The sequence below is a fragment of the [Clostridium] polysaccharolyticum genome, from assembly GCF_900111595.1.
Classification (GTDB): Bacteria; Bacillota; Clostridia; order Lachnospirales; family Lachnospiraceae; genus Clostridium_AI; species Clostridium_AI polysaccharolyticum.
In genome coordinates this window covers 41642-58155 of sequence record NZ_FOHN01000008.1, presented here as the reverse complement: position 1 = coordinate 58155, position 16514 = coordinate 41642, and the positions used below count along the sequence as shown (strand labels likewise).

Genomic DNA, 16514 nt, shown 5'->3' with positions numbered 1-16514 from the left:
TGCTTTTTCACTCCTTTTTTATTCAATTGCAGATGCACCTGCAATAATTTCTGTAAGTTCTTGTGTAATCGCACCTTGTCTAGCACGATTATACTTAAGCGATAAATCTGATATCATATCTTCTGCATTATTTGTAGCAGAATCCATTGCCTGCATTCTGGCACCATTTTCACTTGCTACCGATTCAACTAATGCACCATAAATAAGACTATTGACATATTTAGGAATAATCGTATTTAAAGCTTCTTCTGCTTCTGGCTCATAGTTCATAAGAGTCAAATCATCCATGGATATTTTCTCATTGCTGTTTCCCTCTTTTCCCATCTCATCCTTAGAGACAGGTAAAAGTTTCGTACAAGTCGGTACTTGCAAGACAGTGTTTTTGAATACCGTATAAACCAGATAAATTTCTCCAAGTTCATTATTAGTAAATGCATCCAGTACTGTTCTTCCAATTTCCTGTGCATCTTTGTATAATGGCTCATTTATCACTTCTGAGTAATCCGCTTTTATTTCATAACCTAAACGTTCCAAAGTTTCGCGGCCTTTTCGTCCAACTGCATAAATCACACAGTCTTCCTTCTTAAAGTCGCCCTTTGTAATCAGTTTTACTAAATTTGAATTATATCCACCAGCAAGTCCACGATTAGAAGTAATTACGATAAATCCCTTCTTCTTAGAATCTCCAGCCTGAAGATACGGATGAGATATATTCCCTGACTTCTTTAACATGGAGGTTACCGTATCATACATATAATTAAAGTAAGGCTTCGATTCTTCCGCTCTTGACTTTGCCTTTTGTAATTTTACAGTAGCAACAAGCTTCATGGCTTTGGTAATCTGACCCGTACTCTGAATACTGTCTTTTCGCCTTTTTATATCTCTCATGGAGGCCATAATCTCTACCTCCTCTATTTAAACTCTTTTTTGAATTCAGTAATAGCTTGAATTAAGTTCTTTTCTGTTTCTTCTGTAATTTCTTTCTTTTCACGAACACTTGCAGGAATATCTGAATACTTCGTATCAATGTATTCAAAAAGACCTTTTTCAAAATCTAAAATTCTATCTACTTCAATATCAAGAAGATATTTCTTAGTAGCAGCATAAATAATGATAACCTGATACTCAACTGGCATTGGGTTATACTGAGGCTGTTTTAAAATCTCTTTAATTCTTTCTCCTTGTGCTAACTTTTCTTTTGTATCAGCATCTAAGTCTGAACCAAACTGTGAAAATGCTGCAAGTTCTCTGTACTGAGCTAATTCGATACGGATAGGTCCCGCAATTTTCTTCATCGCTTTAATCTGTGCAGAACCGCCTACACGAGATACGGAAAGCCCTGCATTAACAGCTGGCCGAAAACCAGAGTTAAACATTTCTGTTTCAAGGTAGATCTGTCCATCTGTGATAGAAATAACATTTGTTGGAATATATGCGGAAACGTCACCTGCCTGTGTTTCGATAATTGGAAGGGCTGTTAAAGAACCACCGCCTAAATCATCTGATAATCTAGCAGCTCTTTCCAATAATCTGGAATGTAAGTAGAATACATCACCAGGGTAAGCTTCACGTCCAGGTGGTCTCTTAAGAAGCAAGGAAAGTGTACGGTAAGCAGTAGCATGTTTGGATAAATCGTCATAAACAACTAATACGTCCTGACCTGCTTCCATCCACTCTTCACCAATTGCACATCCAGAATATGGAGCAATATACTGAAGCGGAGCAAGTTCACTTGCTGTAGCTGCAACAATTGTTGTATAATCCATTGCACCGTACTCACTTAATGTTTTTACGATGGAAGCAACTGTTGAAGCCTTCTGTCCAATCGCAACATAAATACATTTTACCCCCTGGCCTTTCTGGTTAATAATAGTATCAAGAGCAATCGCTGTTTTACCAGTCTGTCTATCACCGATAATTAACTCACGCTGTCCACGTCCAATTGGTACCATGGAGTCAATCGCTTTAATACCTGTCTGTAAAGGTGTATCTACAGATTTACGTGAGATAACACCAGATGCTACTCTTTCAATCTGTCTATATTTTGTGGATGCAATAGGTCCTTTTCCGTCAATCGGTTGTCCTAATGCATTTACAACACGGCCTAACATAGCGTCACCAACAGGAACTTCTACTACCCTGCCTGTTGTTTTTACTATATCGCCTTCATTTATATTTTTGGCATCACCAAGTAAAACTGCACCAACATTGTCTTCCTCAAGGTTAAGAACCATACCATAGATTTCGTTAGGGAACTCTAAAAGCTCACCTGACATGGCATTTTCCAAACCATGAATACGTGCAATACCATCCGCTACCTGGATTACGGTACCTACGTCAGATACTTGAAGTTGTGTGCTATAATTCTTAATCTGTTCTTTAATTACAGAACTGATTTCTTCCGGCCTCAAATTCATGATACCTATGCACCTTCTTTCTATTTGTAATAATTAAGAGAGTTGTATTTTTAAAAGGCTCTTAGCCATCTGATCAATTTCAGTCCTGATACTGCTATCCACAATACGGTCTCCGATACGAAGAATCATTCCACCAATAATCTGTGGATTAACTGAATAACTGAACTCCAATTGTTTGAAAGATGTAACTTCTAACAGTCTTTGTGTCAAACGTGCTTTTTGCTCCTCAGACAGTTCCACTGCTGTTGTTACACTTACAACTCCAATATTTTTATATTCTTTGACTTTTTCTTCTAAGTACTGAAAAATCTGTTCTAACTCATCATAGCGCTCCTTTGTTACAACGATTACAAGAAATCCTAACATTGTGTCGCTAATTTTGCCTTTAAAAATATTTTCCACCACTTGAATCTTTTCATCTTTACTGATTTTCGGATGATTTAACAAAGTAACAAGGTCTCCATAGTCGGCAAAAACTTCTTTTACAAAAGCCTCTTCCTCCAAAATCTGTTCTAATGCATTTTCTTCCAGGGCAAGTTCAAATAGTGCTTGGCCATATGTTTTAGAAACTAATTTTGCCATGTTCCATCACCCATCTCTCTTAATGTTTCATCAAATAATTTACTTTGCGTTTTTTCATCCATAGAAAATTTTACAATCTTGCCAGCCATAGCAGATGCAACATTGATAATCTCCTGTTTCATCTCATCTTGAACTTTAGACTTCTCTAACTCAATATCTTTATTGGCACGATCAATCATTTTCACTGCTTCTTCTTTTGCTTCATTAATAATAACTGTTTCCTGTTTTAATGCTTTTTTACGTGCTTCACTGATAAGGGCATCAGCCTCTTTATCAATCTGTTTTAACTTGCCATCGTATTCAGCCTTGAACTCTTTGGCTTGTTTCTCGTCACGTTTTGCATTATCAAGCTGTTCTTGAATATACTGCTGGCGTTTTTTCAAAAATGCTCTTGCTGGATTAAACAATAAGCTGGAGATAAAAAAGAACAGTACTAACATAGCAATTGCCATAATTCCTGCATCTACAAGCAATTGTAAATCCAATCCGAAGATTCGGTTATTCATCCAGTCCGTCTCTAACAGAATAACGTTCACTTTCTTGCCTCCCTTCAATTGGCTTTCTTATTTTTCTTCCAACTAGAATCTGCCAAGAAGCGGATTTGCATATAATAATAAGAATGCAATTAGCAAACCGTAAAGACCTGTTGTTTCGGCAACCGCCTGACCTAAAAGCATTGTTGACATAACAGTACCTCTTGCACCTGGGTTACGTCCTACTGCTGCTGCACCATGTCCAGCTGCGATACCTTGTCCAATACCAGGTCCGATACCTGCAATAACTGCCATACCTGCGCCTAAAGCGGAAAATGCTGCTACTAAACCTTCGTTTGTTATATTCATTGAGAATTCCTCCTTAATAATAAATTATTCATCTTATTCTTCACCAAAAGTGTCAGAAATAAATACCATTGTCAACATACAAAATACATAACTTTGGATTGCTCCAGAGAATACATCAAAGTAAGCATGTAAAAATGCTGGCCATCCTAGCATAGTTAAAAACTTAGGAAGCAAACCATAAACTAATGCCATCATCAATGTACCAGACATTACGTTGCCAAATAAACGTAGTGATAAGGAAATTGGTGTAGCAATTTCACCTATAATATTAATTGGTGTTAAAATTACAGGCTTAAACAAAGCTGTAATGTGTCCGATTTTCTGATACTTAAATCCGTTGAAGTGGATTAATACAAAAGTAATCAGTGCCAGACTTAGAGTTGTTCCATAGTCAGCTGTCGGCGGTCTTAAACCAAATAAACCTGAAATGTTTGATAAAAAAATAAACGCAAACAGTGTTCCGATATAGTTTGAAAACTTATGTCCATGTTTTTCTCCCATACTGGAAGCTGTCAGGTTATCAACTGATTCTACAATCAGTTCGATGAAGTTTAAGAATGCCCCAGGAGCTTTTGTTGGATCTGCCTTTTTAATAACTTTATTTGCTATGATGCTAAATATGATTAAAGTCACCATAACAATAAATATTGCTATATGTGTATTGGTAATATACAGTTCCTGCCCAAACAGATGATATTGGTGAAAACCATTAATACCAAGATCCAGTTCCTTAGAAGTTCCCGCTGCTTTTGCTGCATCAGCGGCTAAAACGAGTGGCTTTGCTGCCATCCAACCATTCACAAACTCACCTTCCTTTTTTATTAAATTTTATTGCAAGTGTACCCCAAGAAGTACACCATTTATGAATGAAAGGCTGAAAATATACAGATATTTTTAACCCCATCATACCAATGAATAATCCTAATGGATTTATTATTTCAGGGAAACAAAAACTGATTCCCACTGCTAACAACATCACAAAAAAACGAATCATCGTTTTCTTTTTCATTGCTTTTTCTGCCGATTCGGGATCAAGTGAAAGACAGTAATCCAGACTTTTGTATAAATGAATTGCAATGAATGCTGACAAAAAACAGCCTATGGTCAGTCCAAACAGAAAAGTAAATTTTTTGTTTATCCAAAATAGATCCACTGCTATAAAAGGAACTGCATAAAAAAGAATGCCCAAAAGCAGCCTATTTAATGTTTGTTTTGAATCTTCCAATATATTACTCCTTATCAGTACCATTTTCACTCTTACTATTTTTCCACGAAGATTTATCTTCTGTAGTAAAGTGCTTCCAATATTCAAGCTCTTCATTTTCCCTTTTCAAGTCTTTCTCATAAAAACTTTTTGTCATAACATAGACATTTCGAAAGGCTGCTAGAACCCCTAAGAAAAAAAGAATGATAAACCAGCAACTGGTTTTAAAATGCTTATCTAAATAATACCCTGCGATTACACATAAACCTATAGGCGTCAAAAATGTAATGCCAACTTGCGTTACCATCACCCACGCCTTAAAAACAGAACGATTTTCCTTCTTCATTTTATGAACAAACCCTTTGATAATTTTTAGATAATGACATTATATACATTTTAATAGACTTTGTCTAGTTATAAATCTAACCACCTATTTAAAAATTTACGATATAACATTCTATTAGCGGATTGATATGCAACAATATGTATACCTGTTATACTATATTGTATAATCCAATTTTATCCACAGATTAAAAAGACCATTAATACTACATTTATTGCAAGCATAACGGTCTTTTACATTGTTCATATTTTACTCTTCTATCATATTAATTCTTCTTATATGCCTCTCATCATTGGAAAATGCAGTATTTAAAAATGTATCCACTATTTTAACTGCTAAACCAGGTCCTACTATCCTTCCACCCATAGCTAAAATATTTGCATCATTATGTTCTCTTGTTGCTTGCGCACTAAAGCAGTCATGACAAAGTGCACAGCGAATGCCTTTTATTTTGTTTGCTGTAATGGAGATACCTATTCCTGTCCCACAGATTAAGATTCCCTTTTCGCAAGTACCATCTAAAACTGCATTAGCAACCTTTTTAGCATACACTGGATAATCTACCGACTGCTCACTGTCACAGCCAAAGTCCTTATATGGCACTTTCTTTTCTTCTAAATACTTAATAATTTCCTGCTTTAAAGCATAGCCGCCATGATCGCATCCTATTCCAATCATTCTTTAGCCTCCTCGTTAAGTTTTATTAATGATTTCTTAATTAGTCTTGATAATTCAGAAAAGCATTCTTCATATTCTAAAACAGTCCCCCCGTAAGGGTCTATTACATCTCCCTCTTCCCCCACATATTCCTTTATGGTAAATAAATTTTCTGTAATTCCAAACTCCTCTGCAACCTTTATTTTTTGAGAAAATGTCATACATAAAACAAGTACATTTCCTTCTATATCTTCCTTGGTCAGTGGTGCAGACACATGATTATCCAAAGACAGATTATGATTTTCAACCACCATATCCGCCTTCTGGTTCGATGGTTCCGGAAATAATACAACAAGTCCACGAGAACAAGCCTCTATAGTTCCATCTTCTGACATGCCACGATAAATCGCTTCCGCCATAGGACTCCTGCTTGTGTTTCCTGTACAGACAAAGACAACCTTACTATATTTCATCTTTATCACACCTTTCCCTACCTGAGACATCCACCACATGATAACCTGCCGCTTTTAAGAGCCTATTCATGATTGCCTGTCCCAGATTATTTTTTGAAAAACACTCTCCATATATATATTTTACTTCAAGATGATCAAACTCTCTTAATATTCCATATAAATGTCTTGCAATGGACTCTTCATCATTTCGTGAACCAATACACATTACATAATCTGCATCATACATTTCCTTGGTTTCTTCAGTAGCGATTACACCCACTTTATAATTCTGAGCCCTCTTTTTAGCTGCATCTTTATTAATTTCATCTACAACTTCACTTTGCAAGCCCTTGTATAATGTTAAATCTCCTTTAGGCGCATAGTGCTTATATTTCATACCTGGTGCTTTTGGCTTTAAGCCATCCTTGACTCCTTTTGTCAAAATGGCCTGATCTATTGCCACTTCTCCAATTACTTCTTCCAGCATTTCCTTAGTAATGTATCCAGGTCTTAAAATTGTTGGAATTTCGCTTGTCAAATCTACAATAGTTGATTCAATTCCAATTCCAACTTCTCCACCATCAATAATCATATCAATCTTTCCATCCAGATCTTCCACTACATGCTCGGCTTTTGTAGGACTAGGTCTTCCAGATGTATTCGCACTTGGCGCAGCAATCAGTACACCGGATGTACGAATCAGCTCTAACGCAATAGGATGATTAGGCATTCTGACTGCCACTGTATCCAGCCCTCCAGTTGTTCCATAAGGCACTTTATCATTTTTCTGAAAAATCATAGTCAATGGCCCTGGCCAAAAAGCATCCGCTAATCTATTAGCCTTCTCGGAAACCTCATCGGTCAATTGTGTTAAATCATCCATGCTGGAAATATGAATAATCAATGGATTATCTGATGGCCTGCCCTTTGCTGCATATATTTTTTCTGCTGCACTAGAAAGCAGGCCATCTCCACCTAATCCATATACTGTCTCTGTTGGAAATGCAACTAATCCGCCACTTCTCAAAATTTCTGATGCTTCTTCAAACTCACTTCGACTAAAGTTATCCCTATTGACTTGTTTCACCTTTGTTTTCATTTATAAGACCTCTTTTATACGTTCTGTTCAAAGTACTTCTTTATACCGTCACAAATTGCTGCTGCCATCTTCTTTTGGTAATCTTCTTCTGTCAAAAGCTTTGACTCTCCTTGATTTGTCAGAAAACCACACTCGACTATAACAGTTGGACACTGGGTTTTCCGAAACAGATAATAAGAGTCATTGGATTTCGCAACTCTGTGGTTTCCATCTGCAATCTCTGCCTTTATGGTCTCTTGCAGCATTTCCCCCAAAATCTTTCCCTTCTCAGACTGCTGATGATAAAAAACCTGAGCCCCCTTAGAACTCTCTTGTTCAAAACTGTTCTGATGAATGCTCACCGCAATAACCGCATTGCTGTTATTAATAATCTCTACACGCTTCTGCATATCGGTACGCTTTTTGTTACTATCTGTGCTTGAATACAAGCCACAGTCTTCCGTTCGTGTCATAACTACATCATATCCTGCCGCTTCAAGTTCATCTTTTAGAAAAAGAGATACCTCTAAATTAATATCCTTTTCTAAAATGTTATTTACCCCCACTTTCCCAGGATCAAAGCCGCCATGCCCAGGATCAATAACAATCCTCTGTTTTTCACTCTTTTGCTTCACATCACTTGTTTCAATGCTTGTAGTCCCAAAAGTAGCAATACTCTGCTTCAAACCTATTCCTAGTGCAGCCACTAGCAGTATGATTACAACAATACCACAAAACTTTTTCATGATTTACAACCTGAAAATATCTTTTCTATTATTTTATGAAAAAATTTCCAGCTTATTCTAACTTTCTAATTGATAAACTTCTGAATTGTATTCCAGACATTAGCCTTTTCCATACCCAGCTTCCAATAAGCCATTCCTGCCACTCCCGCTTCGGAAGCTGTTTTCATTCTTCGCTCAATGGATTTTTCATCTTCAAGCCAGACTTTATTGACTCCATCTGCCGTTTTATATTCGGCATAATTCTGTCCTGTTTCTTCATCCCAGTTCACTTTTGCCCCATTTTCTTCTAGCAATGTGCGGATTGCACCCATTCCATAGGCTGCACTGGTTAAACTGCCATCAGCCTTCTCTGTCCATAATCTAGTGTAGAAAGGAATTCCAGCAATGACTCTTTCCTTCCCCACTTCTTTCAAGGTATCCTCAATAGCTTTTTGGAAAAATCCAATAGAGGAAACCGAACCACTTTCTTCTGAATTTGAATGATGTTCATCATATGCCATAATCGCAACATAATCCACAACTTTTCCTTGCTCTTCCAGATCATAAAATCTGTTGTATGATGCAGGTACATAATTATCTACTGATAAAACAATACCATTGTTCCTGCATTTGATAGATAATTCTCTTAAAAACTGAATATAATGCTTTGCCGATTTGGCAGTAATATTTTCAAAGTCAATATTGATTCCATCAAGATCAAATTTAAATGCACTTGCAATCAGTTCATTTTCCAGTTTTTCTCGCCTTGATGTATAGGATAATAATTCATTTATATCAGCTTCTTTGTTGAAGTCGTCACATAGCGCCCAAACCTCAACACCAGCATTATGGGCTCTGCTTACATACGCCTCACTTGCTAGAGAAGTAATATTCCCCTGATTGTCTGCAACGGAAAACCAAGTTGGTGATATTGTATTAATTCCCTTAGACTGTTCAAGAACTGCAAGCAAGTTGTTATTTGCACTTTGGTTAGTCACTTGGTGCCAGCCTAATGAAACTGTATAATCTTTAGTAATGTGAGAGTACGGTTTCTCCTTATAGCCATTATCTAACGTCTTATACTTTGCCGAAGCAACATGTTTCGCCTTTACATAACCAATAATACCATCTGTGGTTATTACCTTTTTAAATTTTGACCCCTTTACTTCTTCCACATCCACATAAGTCAATGATTCATTTTCCTTTAGCTGGACAAGTATATCACTCTTTATACTTGGACCATAACGAAGCTGCGTATTTTTCTTTACATCAGAAACCAGATAATCCTGTCCCCAGTCATAATGAATCACAATACGGTTTGGTTTCTCATAGATTGTATATTCAATATTAGAAAATAACTTCACATAATCAATTGCAACATACACCTTATTCCCAATTGTCTTTACAATCTGGTAAGAAACCGATGATTTGCTTTTATTCTGGTAATACTCAGAAGAACCGATTTCCGTTTTTACCACTTCTGCCTGCGTTGTATAAATAAGCACATTTTCATGGGCATCCCAGTAAAACCTGTGATTCAGGTACTCTGCTGCCGTATCATAGTCAATATAGGCAACTCCTTCAAGATACAGTCCCGGTTCTTCTGAAATCCTGTTTTCTAATATCACTTTTATTTTATCTGAATCAACTTGATAGTATTGTGTCAAGTCCATAACTTTTTTACTTGGTATCAGCTTCTGAACCACAATCACGCCTGCAGCTGCTGCTATAGTTGCAACAACTGCAAATACAAGCACAAGAAGTTTATTGCTCCTTACTCTTTTCATTCTGTTTTCCTCCCATACCTCTATTCACGAATAAAACTACTAAAACATATAAGATATATGAGGATAACAGTCCAAATAGTGCAATCCATATAATTAGCACTTCTTTTCTCTTAGCCCCTGCCTCATCAATTATAATTTGCGATACGCTGCATTCTTCTATAAAGTGTTCCGTTGTAACCTTATAGTCCGACGCTACGGTATCCATAAGCCGCTTATCCTTGCAAAGCCGCCCTACTAAATCACAATTGCTGATTTTCTCTATCGTTTTGCCATCCTTATCTGCTGTTCCTTCAACTGGTATGAACACAAAATATCTTGTATCAAATCCTGTTGTCATGTAACAGTTATATGCTGCTTTCCCTTTGCTATCCATTTTATAGTACCGTGTAAAAACTAACGTCTGATTGGTCATTTTCACATAACTTATGTGTTTCTGATATGCCTTCTTTATATCTTCCTCTCTTTTTACTTCCGCTACCCGAAAAGGATTCAAAACCATTCCGGAACAAAGGAGCACAACTGCCACTATCAGTAAAATTGACGTTCCAGCCAGTTCCAGAAAATACTTCTGGCAAGATATCGTTCTGTCTGATTTAATAGTTCTTTTCATAACTCTCCTATACTGTAGTCATTCTCTTTTTGGCCTCATTCGTCCCTATTATATCACTATCTAAGAATTTTGTACAAGAAAAAGCTAGAAAATAATAAGGGAGGACTTTAAACGCCCCCCTTAATAGTAATTTTTCAAATACACTTATTCAGACAAAACTCTTTGTAAGTATATGTTGCGGAAATGGTATAGAGGTATCCTATTTTACTTTGTCATAATATATCCCAACAACTTTGCCATGCTCATCGTAAATATAGTCTGACATATAATCCGCATTTTCTTTTACCAGATATCTTTTTCTTCTCATAATGTCTGAATATGTATATTCTTTTCCGTCAATGCATATCTCTAGCCCTCTTCTATTAGCTTCTTCGATATCCATTATAATCCACTTATTCTTATTTCTCATCCTTGTCATCTCCCAGCTTAATGGCAGAAGGTGCATGAACGATTTACATAATTGAGAACTTATAATACAGTTGTGAAACATTTTATATCCGTTCTCTCGTCACATTAAACTGCTGCTAGTCTTTAATCAAAATACTTTAGGCCTCCTTGCATTATTTCCTTTTCTCCTTTAAAGTCTGGCGCATTTTCATATATTCTTTTTCTTAATTCATATGTCTTCTTATCCTGGGCAATTTGTATGATATTCGGATCTTTCTTTATCAATTCCTCCACCACCTTATTGACAGGATAATTTACAATAGAAGAACTTTGCAATTCACTTGTGTAAACTACAGCATATATATAAGCCTTTTCAAACAAGTACGCATCAACTACTCCACTAGACATACGCAGTATTTCTTCTTCATTCACCCCTAACCAAAGCACTCTTTCTTCAGAAGATTCTCTTTCTTCCAAACGAATTACTTTTTTCTTGCTAAGAATGATAAAATCCGCTCCATTAGGAAAAGATATACGAACATCTACCAAATCACCTTTTTTCAGCATATCTGAATTATGAATAAAAGTGTAAGGAACTTTCCGAATCTCCTTTTCTACATCTCCCATTTCAAACATCTGGCCATTTAATACTGTTCCCTTATTAAGTGCTTGTTTAACTGGCTTCCCGACACAGTTCAGAAGATTTGTACTTATTACCTGACGCCCCTCGTTAATTACAGTGGTGCAGTAAATATCTCTTTTCTCTAATACTTCTCCAGCCTCCACATCTCGTTTCAGTACATAGATTTCCATTCTTCTTTCCCTGGCAAATTTGCCATTCTTAATTTTCATAAAAAATATTCCGCTAATAACCCCTATCATTATCAACATAACAAAGAAAAACACCTTTTTTAATAACAGCAGATAGTATTTTCTTCTTCCTTTGATAATTTTCATTAGCACCTCCTTTTCTATAAAAGAGACCAGTAAACTTTTGCAGCACGTTCTGTTACGTTGAAAGTTTCTATAATCCAATCAAACTTTTTCAGTTTAATTCTACCACCATCAACAAAGCCCGGTTTCCTCTTGCCCCCTGCCATATCAACATACTCCCATGTGTCATAATGCTCTATCTTTCTGACACTGCTAAGAAAATGTTCATATTCCTGCTTTCTCCAAAGCAATGTACTTCCAAGAACTATTTTCTGATCACTTTCTAAAAAAACTTTCTGGTACTTCAGGTATTTACAGCCTAAATCCAGAATCACAAAATCATACTCCTCATCCAGTGTATACACAAGCTCTCTTTCAGAAAATACACTGGAAAAAGAAATAACTCCCACTTCAAAACTCCCCTTTTCCATTCTTATGTCTCGCTGTTCTTCTAGGCCCTTCAAGAGTTTTCTAAAATCTCCACTTTCATTCAATTCAATAATCCGTATTTTCCCCGCAAAATTTTTTGATAAAAACACAGCAAAGTTAATACAAAATATAGTAGTCCCAGCTCCGTGATACAAACCTGCCACTGCAAAAACCCGATTACAACTGGCCCTTCCTATTTTACATTTCCTTCCTATTCTACATCTGAAACCCTATCACCATCCTTCCCTTCATTTCTTACAACATAACGTATTACACTATCAAATACATAGTTACCTATAGACTTATGTCCATCGTAAAATACCTGTTTCAGGTAAGGCACATGAATACTATGCTTGCAGAATAACGCTTCTTCTTCTATCTTCCCGCATTCATCGTTAGTTCCGTTTAGTAAATATAGAATACTATCCTCATCACAGAGTTTTTTTATCCAGTACAAAGCAGATTTCCACTCCCAAGGCTTTGAACCCGCAACTACAATCCTATGTTCCTCTTGCAGAAATTCTTCCATGTTTTTTTCTGTTAATACACCATAATCTTTTATTGCAAACCGAAACCTTTCCTTTTGGGTATTTTGATTCCAAGCTTTTTTTTCCTGCATTTTTACATGCTTCATGCACCAGTACTTGCCTTTTTCCTTTACGCCTTTGCAGTATGTAACAAACTCTTGCAAAAACCCGCTATCATTCCATTCAATGTATATAGAATTCTTATTGATTCTCCCCACATAATTAGCTAAGGATAACGCAATATGTGTTACACCTACCCTTCTTTCACTTCCTGCAATTGCTATACAATATGACATAACTGCACTTTCTTTATTAGACTCCCCTGTCTCCACTGCCCTCTTTAAACAGTTCTCTAGCTCCCCAACCGACTGGAACCGGCTTTCAGGCAATGGCTTTACACATTTTTCAATGATTTTATAGATTTTACGATTCCGTACCAGCATCCAAGACCATCTTCTAGAAACACGAGACGGCTGATAAAGTGTTCCTGTTACCAAAAAATAAATAAGACAGCCAATGCTATAAATATCACTTCTTTTATCAGCCTTACAATTCAGCCATTCTGGTGCTGCATATCCTGGCGTTGCCATAGAATAAGACACTTTGTCATACTCTGATTCATAAACAGCAGCTCCGAAATCTAAAAATTTCAGTTTTCCTTGATGCACTAAAATATTTTCCGGCTTAAGATCTAAGTATAAAATTCCAGCTGAAAATGTATGTAAATATTTGATGAAATCGCAAATTTGAAATGTGAAATCAATGATACTTCTTTCACTCAGATACGAAAGACGCATTCGATATGATTTTAAAGATTCACCCTGCAGATATTCTTCAATAATGTATGAATATTTCTCATCTTCTTCAATATCATATATTATTGGAACATTTGGATGCTTTAGAGATTTTAATATATGAACTTCTCTCATGAGCTGCAAATATGCCTGATGTTCTTTCGAAATTCTCTTAATTGCCCGATAGACACCCAGCAAGACATGTTCTGCCAAAAAAACAACAGACGTACCACCACGACCAAGTTCACCAACGATTCTGTATTTAGAAAACCATATAACCTTAATTATCAGACCTCCTTTTTTTACTAATTTGTTATGTCATATAACAGATTATAGCGACATTTTACCAATTGTTCAATAATTTTTTAGAAAAATTAATATACAATCTTTTTTTCTATCTTTGTACACATTTAACATAAACTATAAATAATTTGACTTTATTATTTTTTTAAATTATACTTTGTATACAACATATATTTTAGCTTACACTATCTATGTAATGAAAGCATCGGAAGGATGTGATTAAGTGAAAATCGAAAAAATAAACGAAAATCAAATACGTTGCACATTAAGCAAAGCAGACCTGGTTGATAGACAGCTTCGCATCAGCGAACTAGCTTACGGTACCGACAAAGCCAAAGCACTGTTTCGGGAAATGATGCAACAAGCATCTGCTGAATTTGGTTTTGAAGCAGATGACATTCCTCTTATGATAGAAGCCATCCCTGTTTCTTCTGAGTGCTTGGTTTTAGTCATTACGAAAGTCGAAGATCCCGATGAACTGGATACAAGATTTTCAAAGTTTTCACCTGATCAGAGCGATGAATCTGAGAGTACAGACACAGATGAAGCATATGTAGATGAAATTATTAATTGTTTCGATCAAATCAACGACCTGCTCGATGAAAGAAAGAGTGAGAAGGCGGAAGAATTTAACCATCTTTCAGAAACAAAAACTTCAAGCAAGGATGAACAGATGCCTTTACAACGCAAATCAACTATAACAGCAAATATGACAAAGGTATTTACATTTGTAAATCTTCATGAAATTATTAATTTATCTTCTCATTTGTCTCATTATTATTTTGGTGAGAATCAGGTTTATAAAAACCCTCAGACTGGAGTATATTATTTATGCATCAGCAAAACAAATCATTCTCCAGAAGAATTCAATAAGATATGCAACATTGTATCTGAATATGGAATTGCTGAGAAAACAACTTATGCTACTTTAGAATACTTTAAAGAACACTACGAATGTATATTAAAATCAAATGCGGTTCAGATTCTTGCAAATATGTAGAATGGTAATTCAGGAATTTGACATCGGAAAGTTTTTATAAAGAAAAAAGCTGCCTGTCAGCCAGATTCTCCCTAAAGGACCGTTGACAGGCAGCTTTTCTATTATTATGTTCCAAAAATTATTCTTCGGAAATAGATCCTGTTGGACATGTAGCAGCACATGAACCACAGCTGATGCAAGCATCGGCATCGATTTCATACTTGCTATCACCTTCAGAAATTGCACCTACTGGACATTCACCAGCGCATGCTCCACAGCTTACGCAACCATCATTAATAACAAATGCCATTTTCTTATCCTCCTTCATAAGTAATATATACATTTTAATATAATACTTTAGATAATACAAGCATTAAAGCATATGTTTTAGAATTAATGCAGTTCTATACCTTGACGTGTGAAATCTGTACGAATATAATAAAACCATAATTTATTTTATAGGAGGCAATATAATGGCAAAAATAACAAAAGACATGATTATACATGATATCATTGCAGTTGATTCCAATTTAATTCCTGTTTTATTAGATGCTGGCATGCACTGTATCGGCTGTCCATCTGCTCAAGGAGAATCCCTTGAAGAAGCTTGCATGGTTCATGGTTTAGATGCCGATGAAGTCGTAGCTGCTTTAAACGCAAAATTAGAAGCTTAATAAGACACAAAAAAACTCATTAAAACTATTTAATGAGTTATTTTTGTTTTGGGCTATCCACATCCTATTCTGCTTTCTTATGAAACATTCTTTTCTTTTTTCTCTTTTCTCTGGTTGCAGATATCTCTTTGCGCGCTTTCTGCTTAGATCGAATCGAATCATCTAATCGTTTGAAACGTTCTTCCTCCCGTTCCTCTTTCATGCGCATCATATAATCCATTTCCTTTAATACGCTTTCAGAAACATTGGAACTAACTGCTTTCGATAATTCTAAGTTATTCTCTCTTAATGCCTCCATGATAATATTATTCATGATAACTTTGAACTGCGCAACTTTAGGCTCACTTTGGGTATCAACTGGTTCAGGACTGGCAGCACATACTTCATTTTCCATTGTTTCCTTTTGTGCCTCAAAAGCTTGTCCCATAATGGAATCTTCTTTTTTCTCTACATGTTCACTAGCAGTCTGATCCATGCATAATACCTGAGCATTCAGCTCGTCTTTAAGCATGTTCATTTTCTTTTTATCAAGTTGTCCAATTTTTCTTACATCAGAAAGCACCATCTTTATTGCACGTAACTGAAATCCTTGTTCTTTTAAAAACTTTATACTCTTAAACAACTCGATATCCTCTTCGCGATAGTATCTATGTCCCATCTCGTTTCGAGGAACTTTCACGCCGAGTTCTTCCTCCCAGTACCGTAATACATGTGGTTCCACATCTATTTTTTTTGATGCATCCGATATAATGTACCTAACTTGACTCATGATACTCCTCCTAGAATATGTA

Annotated in this window: 22 protein-coding genes; 2 read left to right on the top strand and 20 right to left on the bottom strand. The window is 36.1% G+C overall.

From position 1 onward, the window contains the following. Positions 1-18: 18 nt before the first annotated feature. The 18 genes from atpG to BMY85_RS06810 form a co-directional block, all read right to left on the bottom strand. Positions 19-897, bottom strand: a complete 879-nt coding sequence (gene atpG, locus BMY85_RS06895) for an ATP synthase F1 subunit gamma (RefSeq protein WP_092477538.1) — start codon at positions 895-897, stop codon at positions 19-21. 14 nt (positions 898-911) lie between these two features. Then, positions 912-2417 (bottom strand): F0F1 ATP synthase subunit alpha, encoded by a 1506-nt coding sequence (atpA, locus tag BMY85_RS06890; RefSeq protein WP_092477537.1) that lies wholly within the window; start codon positions 2415-2417, stop codon positions 912-914. 33 nt (positions 2418-2450) lie between these two features. Then, positions 2451-2999, bottom strand: coding sequence for an ATP synthase F1 subunit delta (gene atpH, locus BMY85_RS06885; protein WP_092477536.1), 549 nt, complete (start codon positions 2997-2999; stop codon positions 2451-2453). After that, positions 2987-3535, bottom strand: a complete 549-nt coding sequence (gene atpF / locus BMY85_RS06880) for a F0F1 ATP synthase subunit B (RefSeq protein ID WP_242939690.1) — start codon at positions 3533-3535, stop codon at positions 2987-2989. The genes atpH and atpF overlap by 13 nt, the downstream gene beginning before the upstream one ends. A 42-nt stretch (positions 3536-3577) precedes the next feature. Next, the gene (atpE, locus tag BMY85_RS06875) at positions 3578-3841 is read right to left on the bottom strand and encodes an ATP synthase F0 subunit C (protein WP_092477535.1); all 264 of its coding nucleotides are present in this window, start codon (positions 3839-3841) and stop codon (positions 3578-3580) included. 33 nt (positions 3842-3874) lie between these two features. Then, positions 3875-4630, bottom strand: coding sequence for a F0F1 ATP synthase subunit A (atpB, locus tag BMY85_RS06870; protein WP_092477613.1), 756 nt, complete (start codon positions 4628-4630; stop codon positions 3875-3877). 16 nt (positions 4631-4646) lie between these two features. Then, positions 4647-5066 carry an ATP synthase subunit I gene (locus BMY85_RS06865; RefSeq protein ID WP_092477534.1) on the bottom strand — a complete coding sequence of 140 codons (420 nt, stop codon included), beginning with the start codon at positions 5064-5066 and terminating at the stop codon, positions 4647-4649. 4 nt (positions 5067-5070) lie between these two features. Continuing rightward, positions 5071-5391 (bottom strand): AtpZ/AtpI family protein, encoded by a 321-nt coding sequence (locus BMY85_RS06860; RefSeq protein WP_092477533.1) that lies wholly within the window; start codon positions 5389-5391, stop codon positions 5071-5073. A 246-nt stretch (positions 5392-5637) separates the two neighbouring features. After that, on the bottom strand, positions 5638-6066 hold the full coding sequence (gene rpiB, locus BMY85_RS06855) for a ribose 5-phosphate isomerase B (RefSeq protein ID WP_092477532.1): 429 nt from the start codon (positions 6064-6066) through the stop codon (positions 5638-5640). Further along, positions 6063-6518: an arsenate reductase/protein-tyrosine-phosphatase family protein gene (locus BMY85_RS06850; protein ID WP_177180675.1), complete on the bottom strand. Its 456-nt coding sequence runs from the start codon at positions 6516-6518 to the stop codon at positions 6063-6065. Before BMY85_RS06850 ends, rpiB begins: the two co-directional genes overlap by 4 nt. Next, on the bottom strand, positions 6508-7596 hold the full coding sequence (locus tag BMY85_RS06845) for an L-threonylcarbamoyladenylate synthase (protein WP_092477530.1): 1089 nt from the start codon (positions 7594-7596) through the stop codon (positions 6508-6510). The genes BMY85_RS06850 and BMY85_RS06845 overlap by 11 nt, the downstream gene beginning before the upstream one ends. A gap of 14 nt (positions 7597-7610) precedes the next feature. Beyond that, entirely contained in the window at positions 7611-8321 is a 711-nt protein-coding gene (locus BMY85_RS06840; RefSeq protein WP_092477529.1) for an N-acetylmuramoyl-L-alanine amidase, read from the bottom strand. Positions 8322-8386: 65 nt separating this feature from the next. After that, positions 8387-10087, bottom strand: coding sequence for a glycosyl hydrolase family 18 protein (locus BMY85_RS06835; protein WP_092477528.1), 1701 nt, complete (start codon positions 10085-10087; stop codon positions 8387-8389). Further along, the gene (locus tag BMY85_RS06830; protein WP_092477527.1) at positions 10065-10697 is read right to left on the bottom strand and encodes a hypothetical protein; all 633 of its coding nucleotides are present in this window, start codon (positions 10695-10697) and stop codon (positions 10065-10067) included. Before BMY85_RS06830 ends, BMY85_RS06835 begins: the two co-directional genes overlap by 23 nt. A 199-nt stretch (positions 10698-10896) precedes the next feature. Next, positions 10897-11106: a hypothetical protein gene (locus BMY85_RS06825; RefSeq protein WP_092477526.1), complete on the bottom strand. Its 210-nt coding sequence runs from the start codon at positions 11104-11106 to the stop codon at positions 10897-10899. A 122-nt stretch (positions 11107-11228) separates the two neighbouring features. Then, positions 11229-12041 (bottom strand): hypothetical protein, encoded by an 813-nt coding sequence (locus BMY85_RS06820; RefSeq protein ID WP_092477525.1) that lies wholly within the window; start codon positions 12039-12041, stop codon positions 11229-11231. Positions 12042-12055: 14 nt separating this feature from the next. Next, entirely contained in the window at positions 12056-12448 is a 393-nt protein-coding gene (locus BMY85_RS06815) for a hypothetical protein (RefSeq protein ID WP_143066338.1), read from the bottom strand. Between the two features lie 209 nt (positions 12449-12657). Further along, positions 12658-14022, bottom strand: coding sequence for a serine/threonine-protein kinase (locus BMY85_RS06810; RefSeq protein WP_278280384.1), 1365 nt, complete (start codon positions 14020-14022; stop codon positions 12658-12660). A 271-nt stretch (positions 14023-14293) separates the two neighbouring features. Between BMY85_RS06810 and BMY85_RS06805 the strand changes: the two genes are divergently transcribed. Next, complete coding sequence (locus BMY85_RS06805; RefSeq protein WP_092477522.1) at positions 14294-15070, top strand: adaptor protein MecA; 777 nt, start codon at positions 14294-14296, stop codon at positions 15068-15070. 118 nt (positions 15071-15188) lie between these two features. On the opposite strand, the gene BMY85_RS06800 is transcribed toward BMY85_RS06805, so the two are convergent. Continuing rightward, the gene (locus tag BMY85_RS06800; RefSeq protein WP_092477521.1) at positions 15189-15359 is read right to left on the bottom strand and encodes a DUF362 domain-containing protein; all 171 of its coding nucleotides are present in this window, start codon (positions 15357-15359) and stop codon (positions 15189-15191) included. A gap of 163 nt (positions 15360-15522) precedes the next feature. Between BMY85_RS06800 and BMY85_RS06795 the strand changes: the two genes are divergently transcribed. Continuing rightward, positions 15523-15723: a DUF1858 domain-containing protein gene (locus BMY85_RS06795; protein WP_092477520.1), complete on the top strand. Its 201-nt coding sequence runs from the start codon at positions 15523-15525 to the stop codon at positions 15721-15723. Positions 15724-15787: 64 nt separating this feature from the next. Here the strand turns inward: BMY85_RS06795 and BMY85_RS06790 are convergent, their stop codons facing one another. Then, positions 15788-16492: a MerR family transcriptional regulator gene (locus tag BMY85_RS06790; protein WP_092477519.1), complete on the bottom strand. Its 705-nt coding sequence runs from the start codon at positions 16490-16492 to the stop codon at positions 15788-15790. Between the last annotated feature and the right edge of the window lie 22 nt (positions 16493-16514).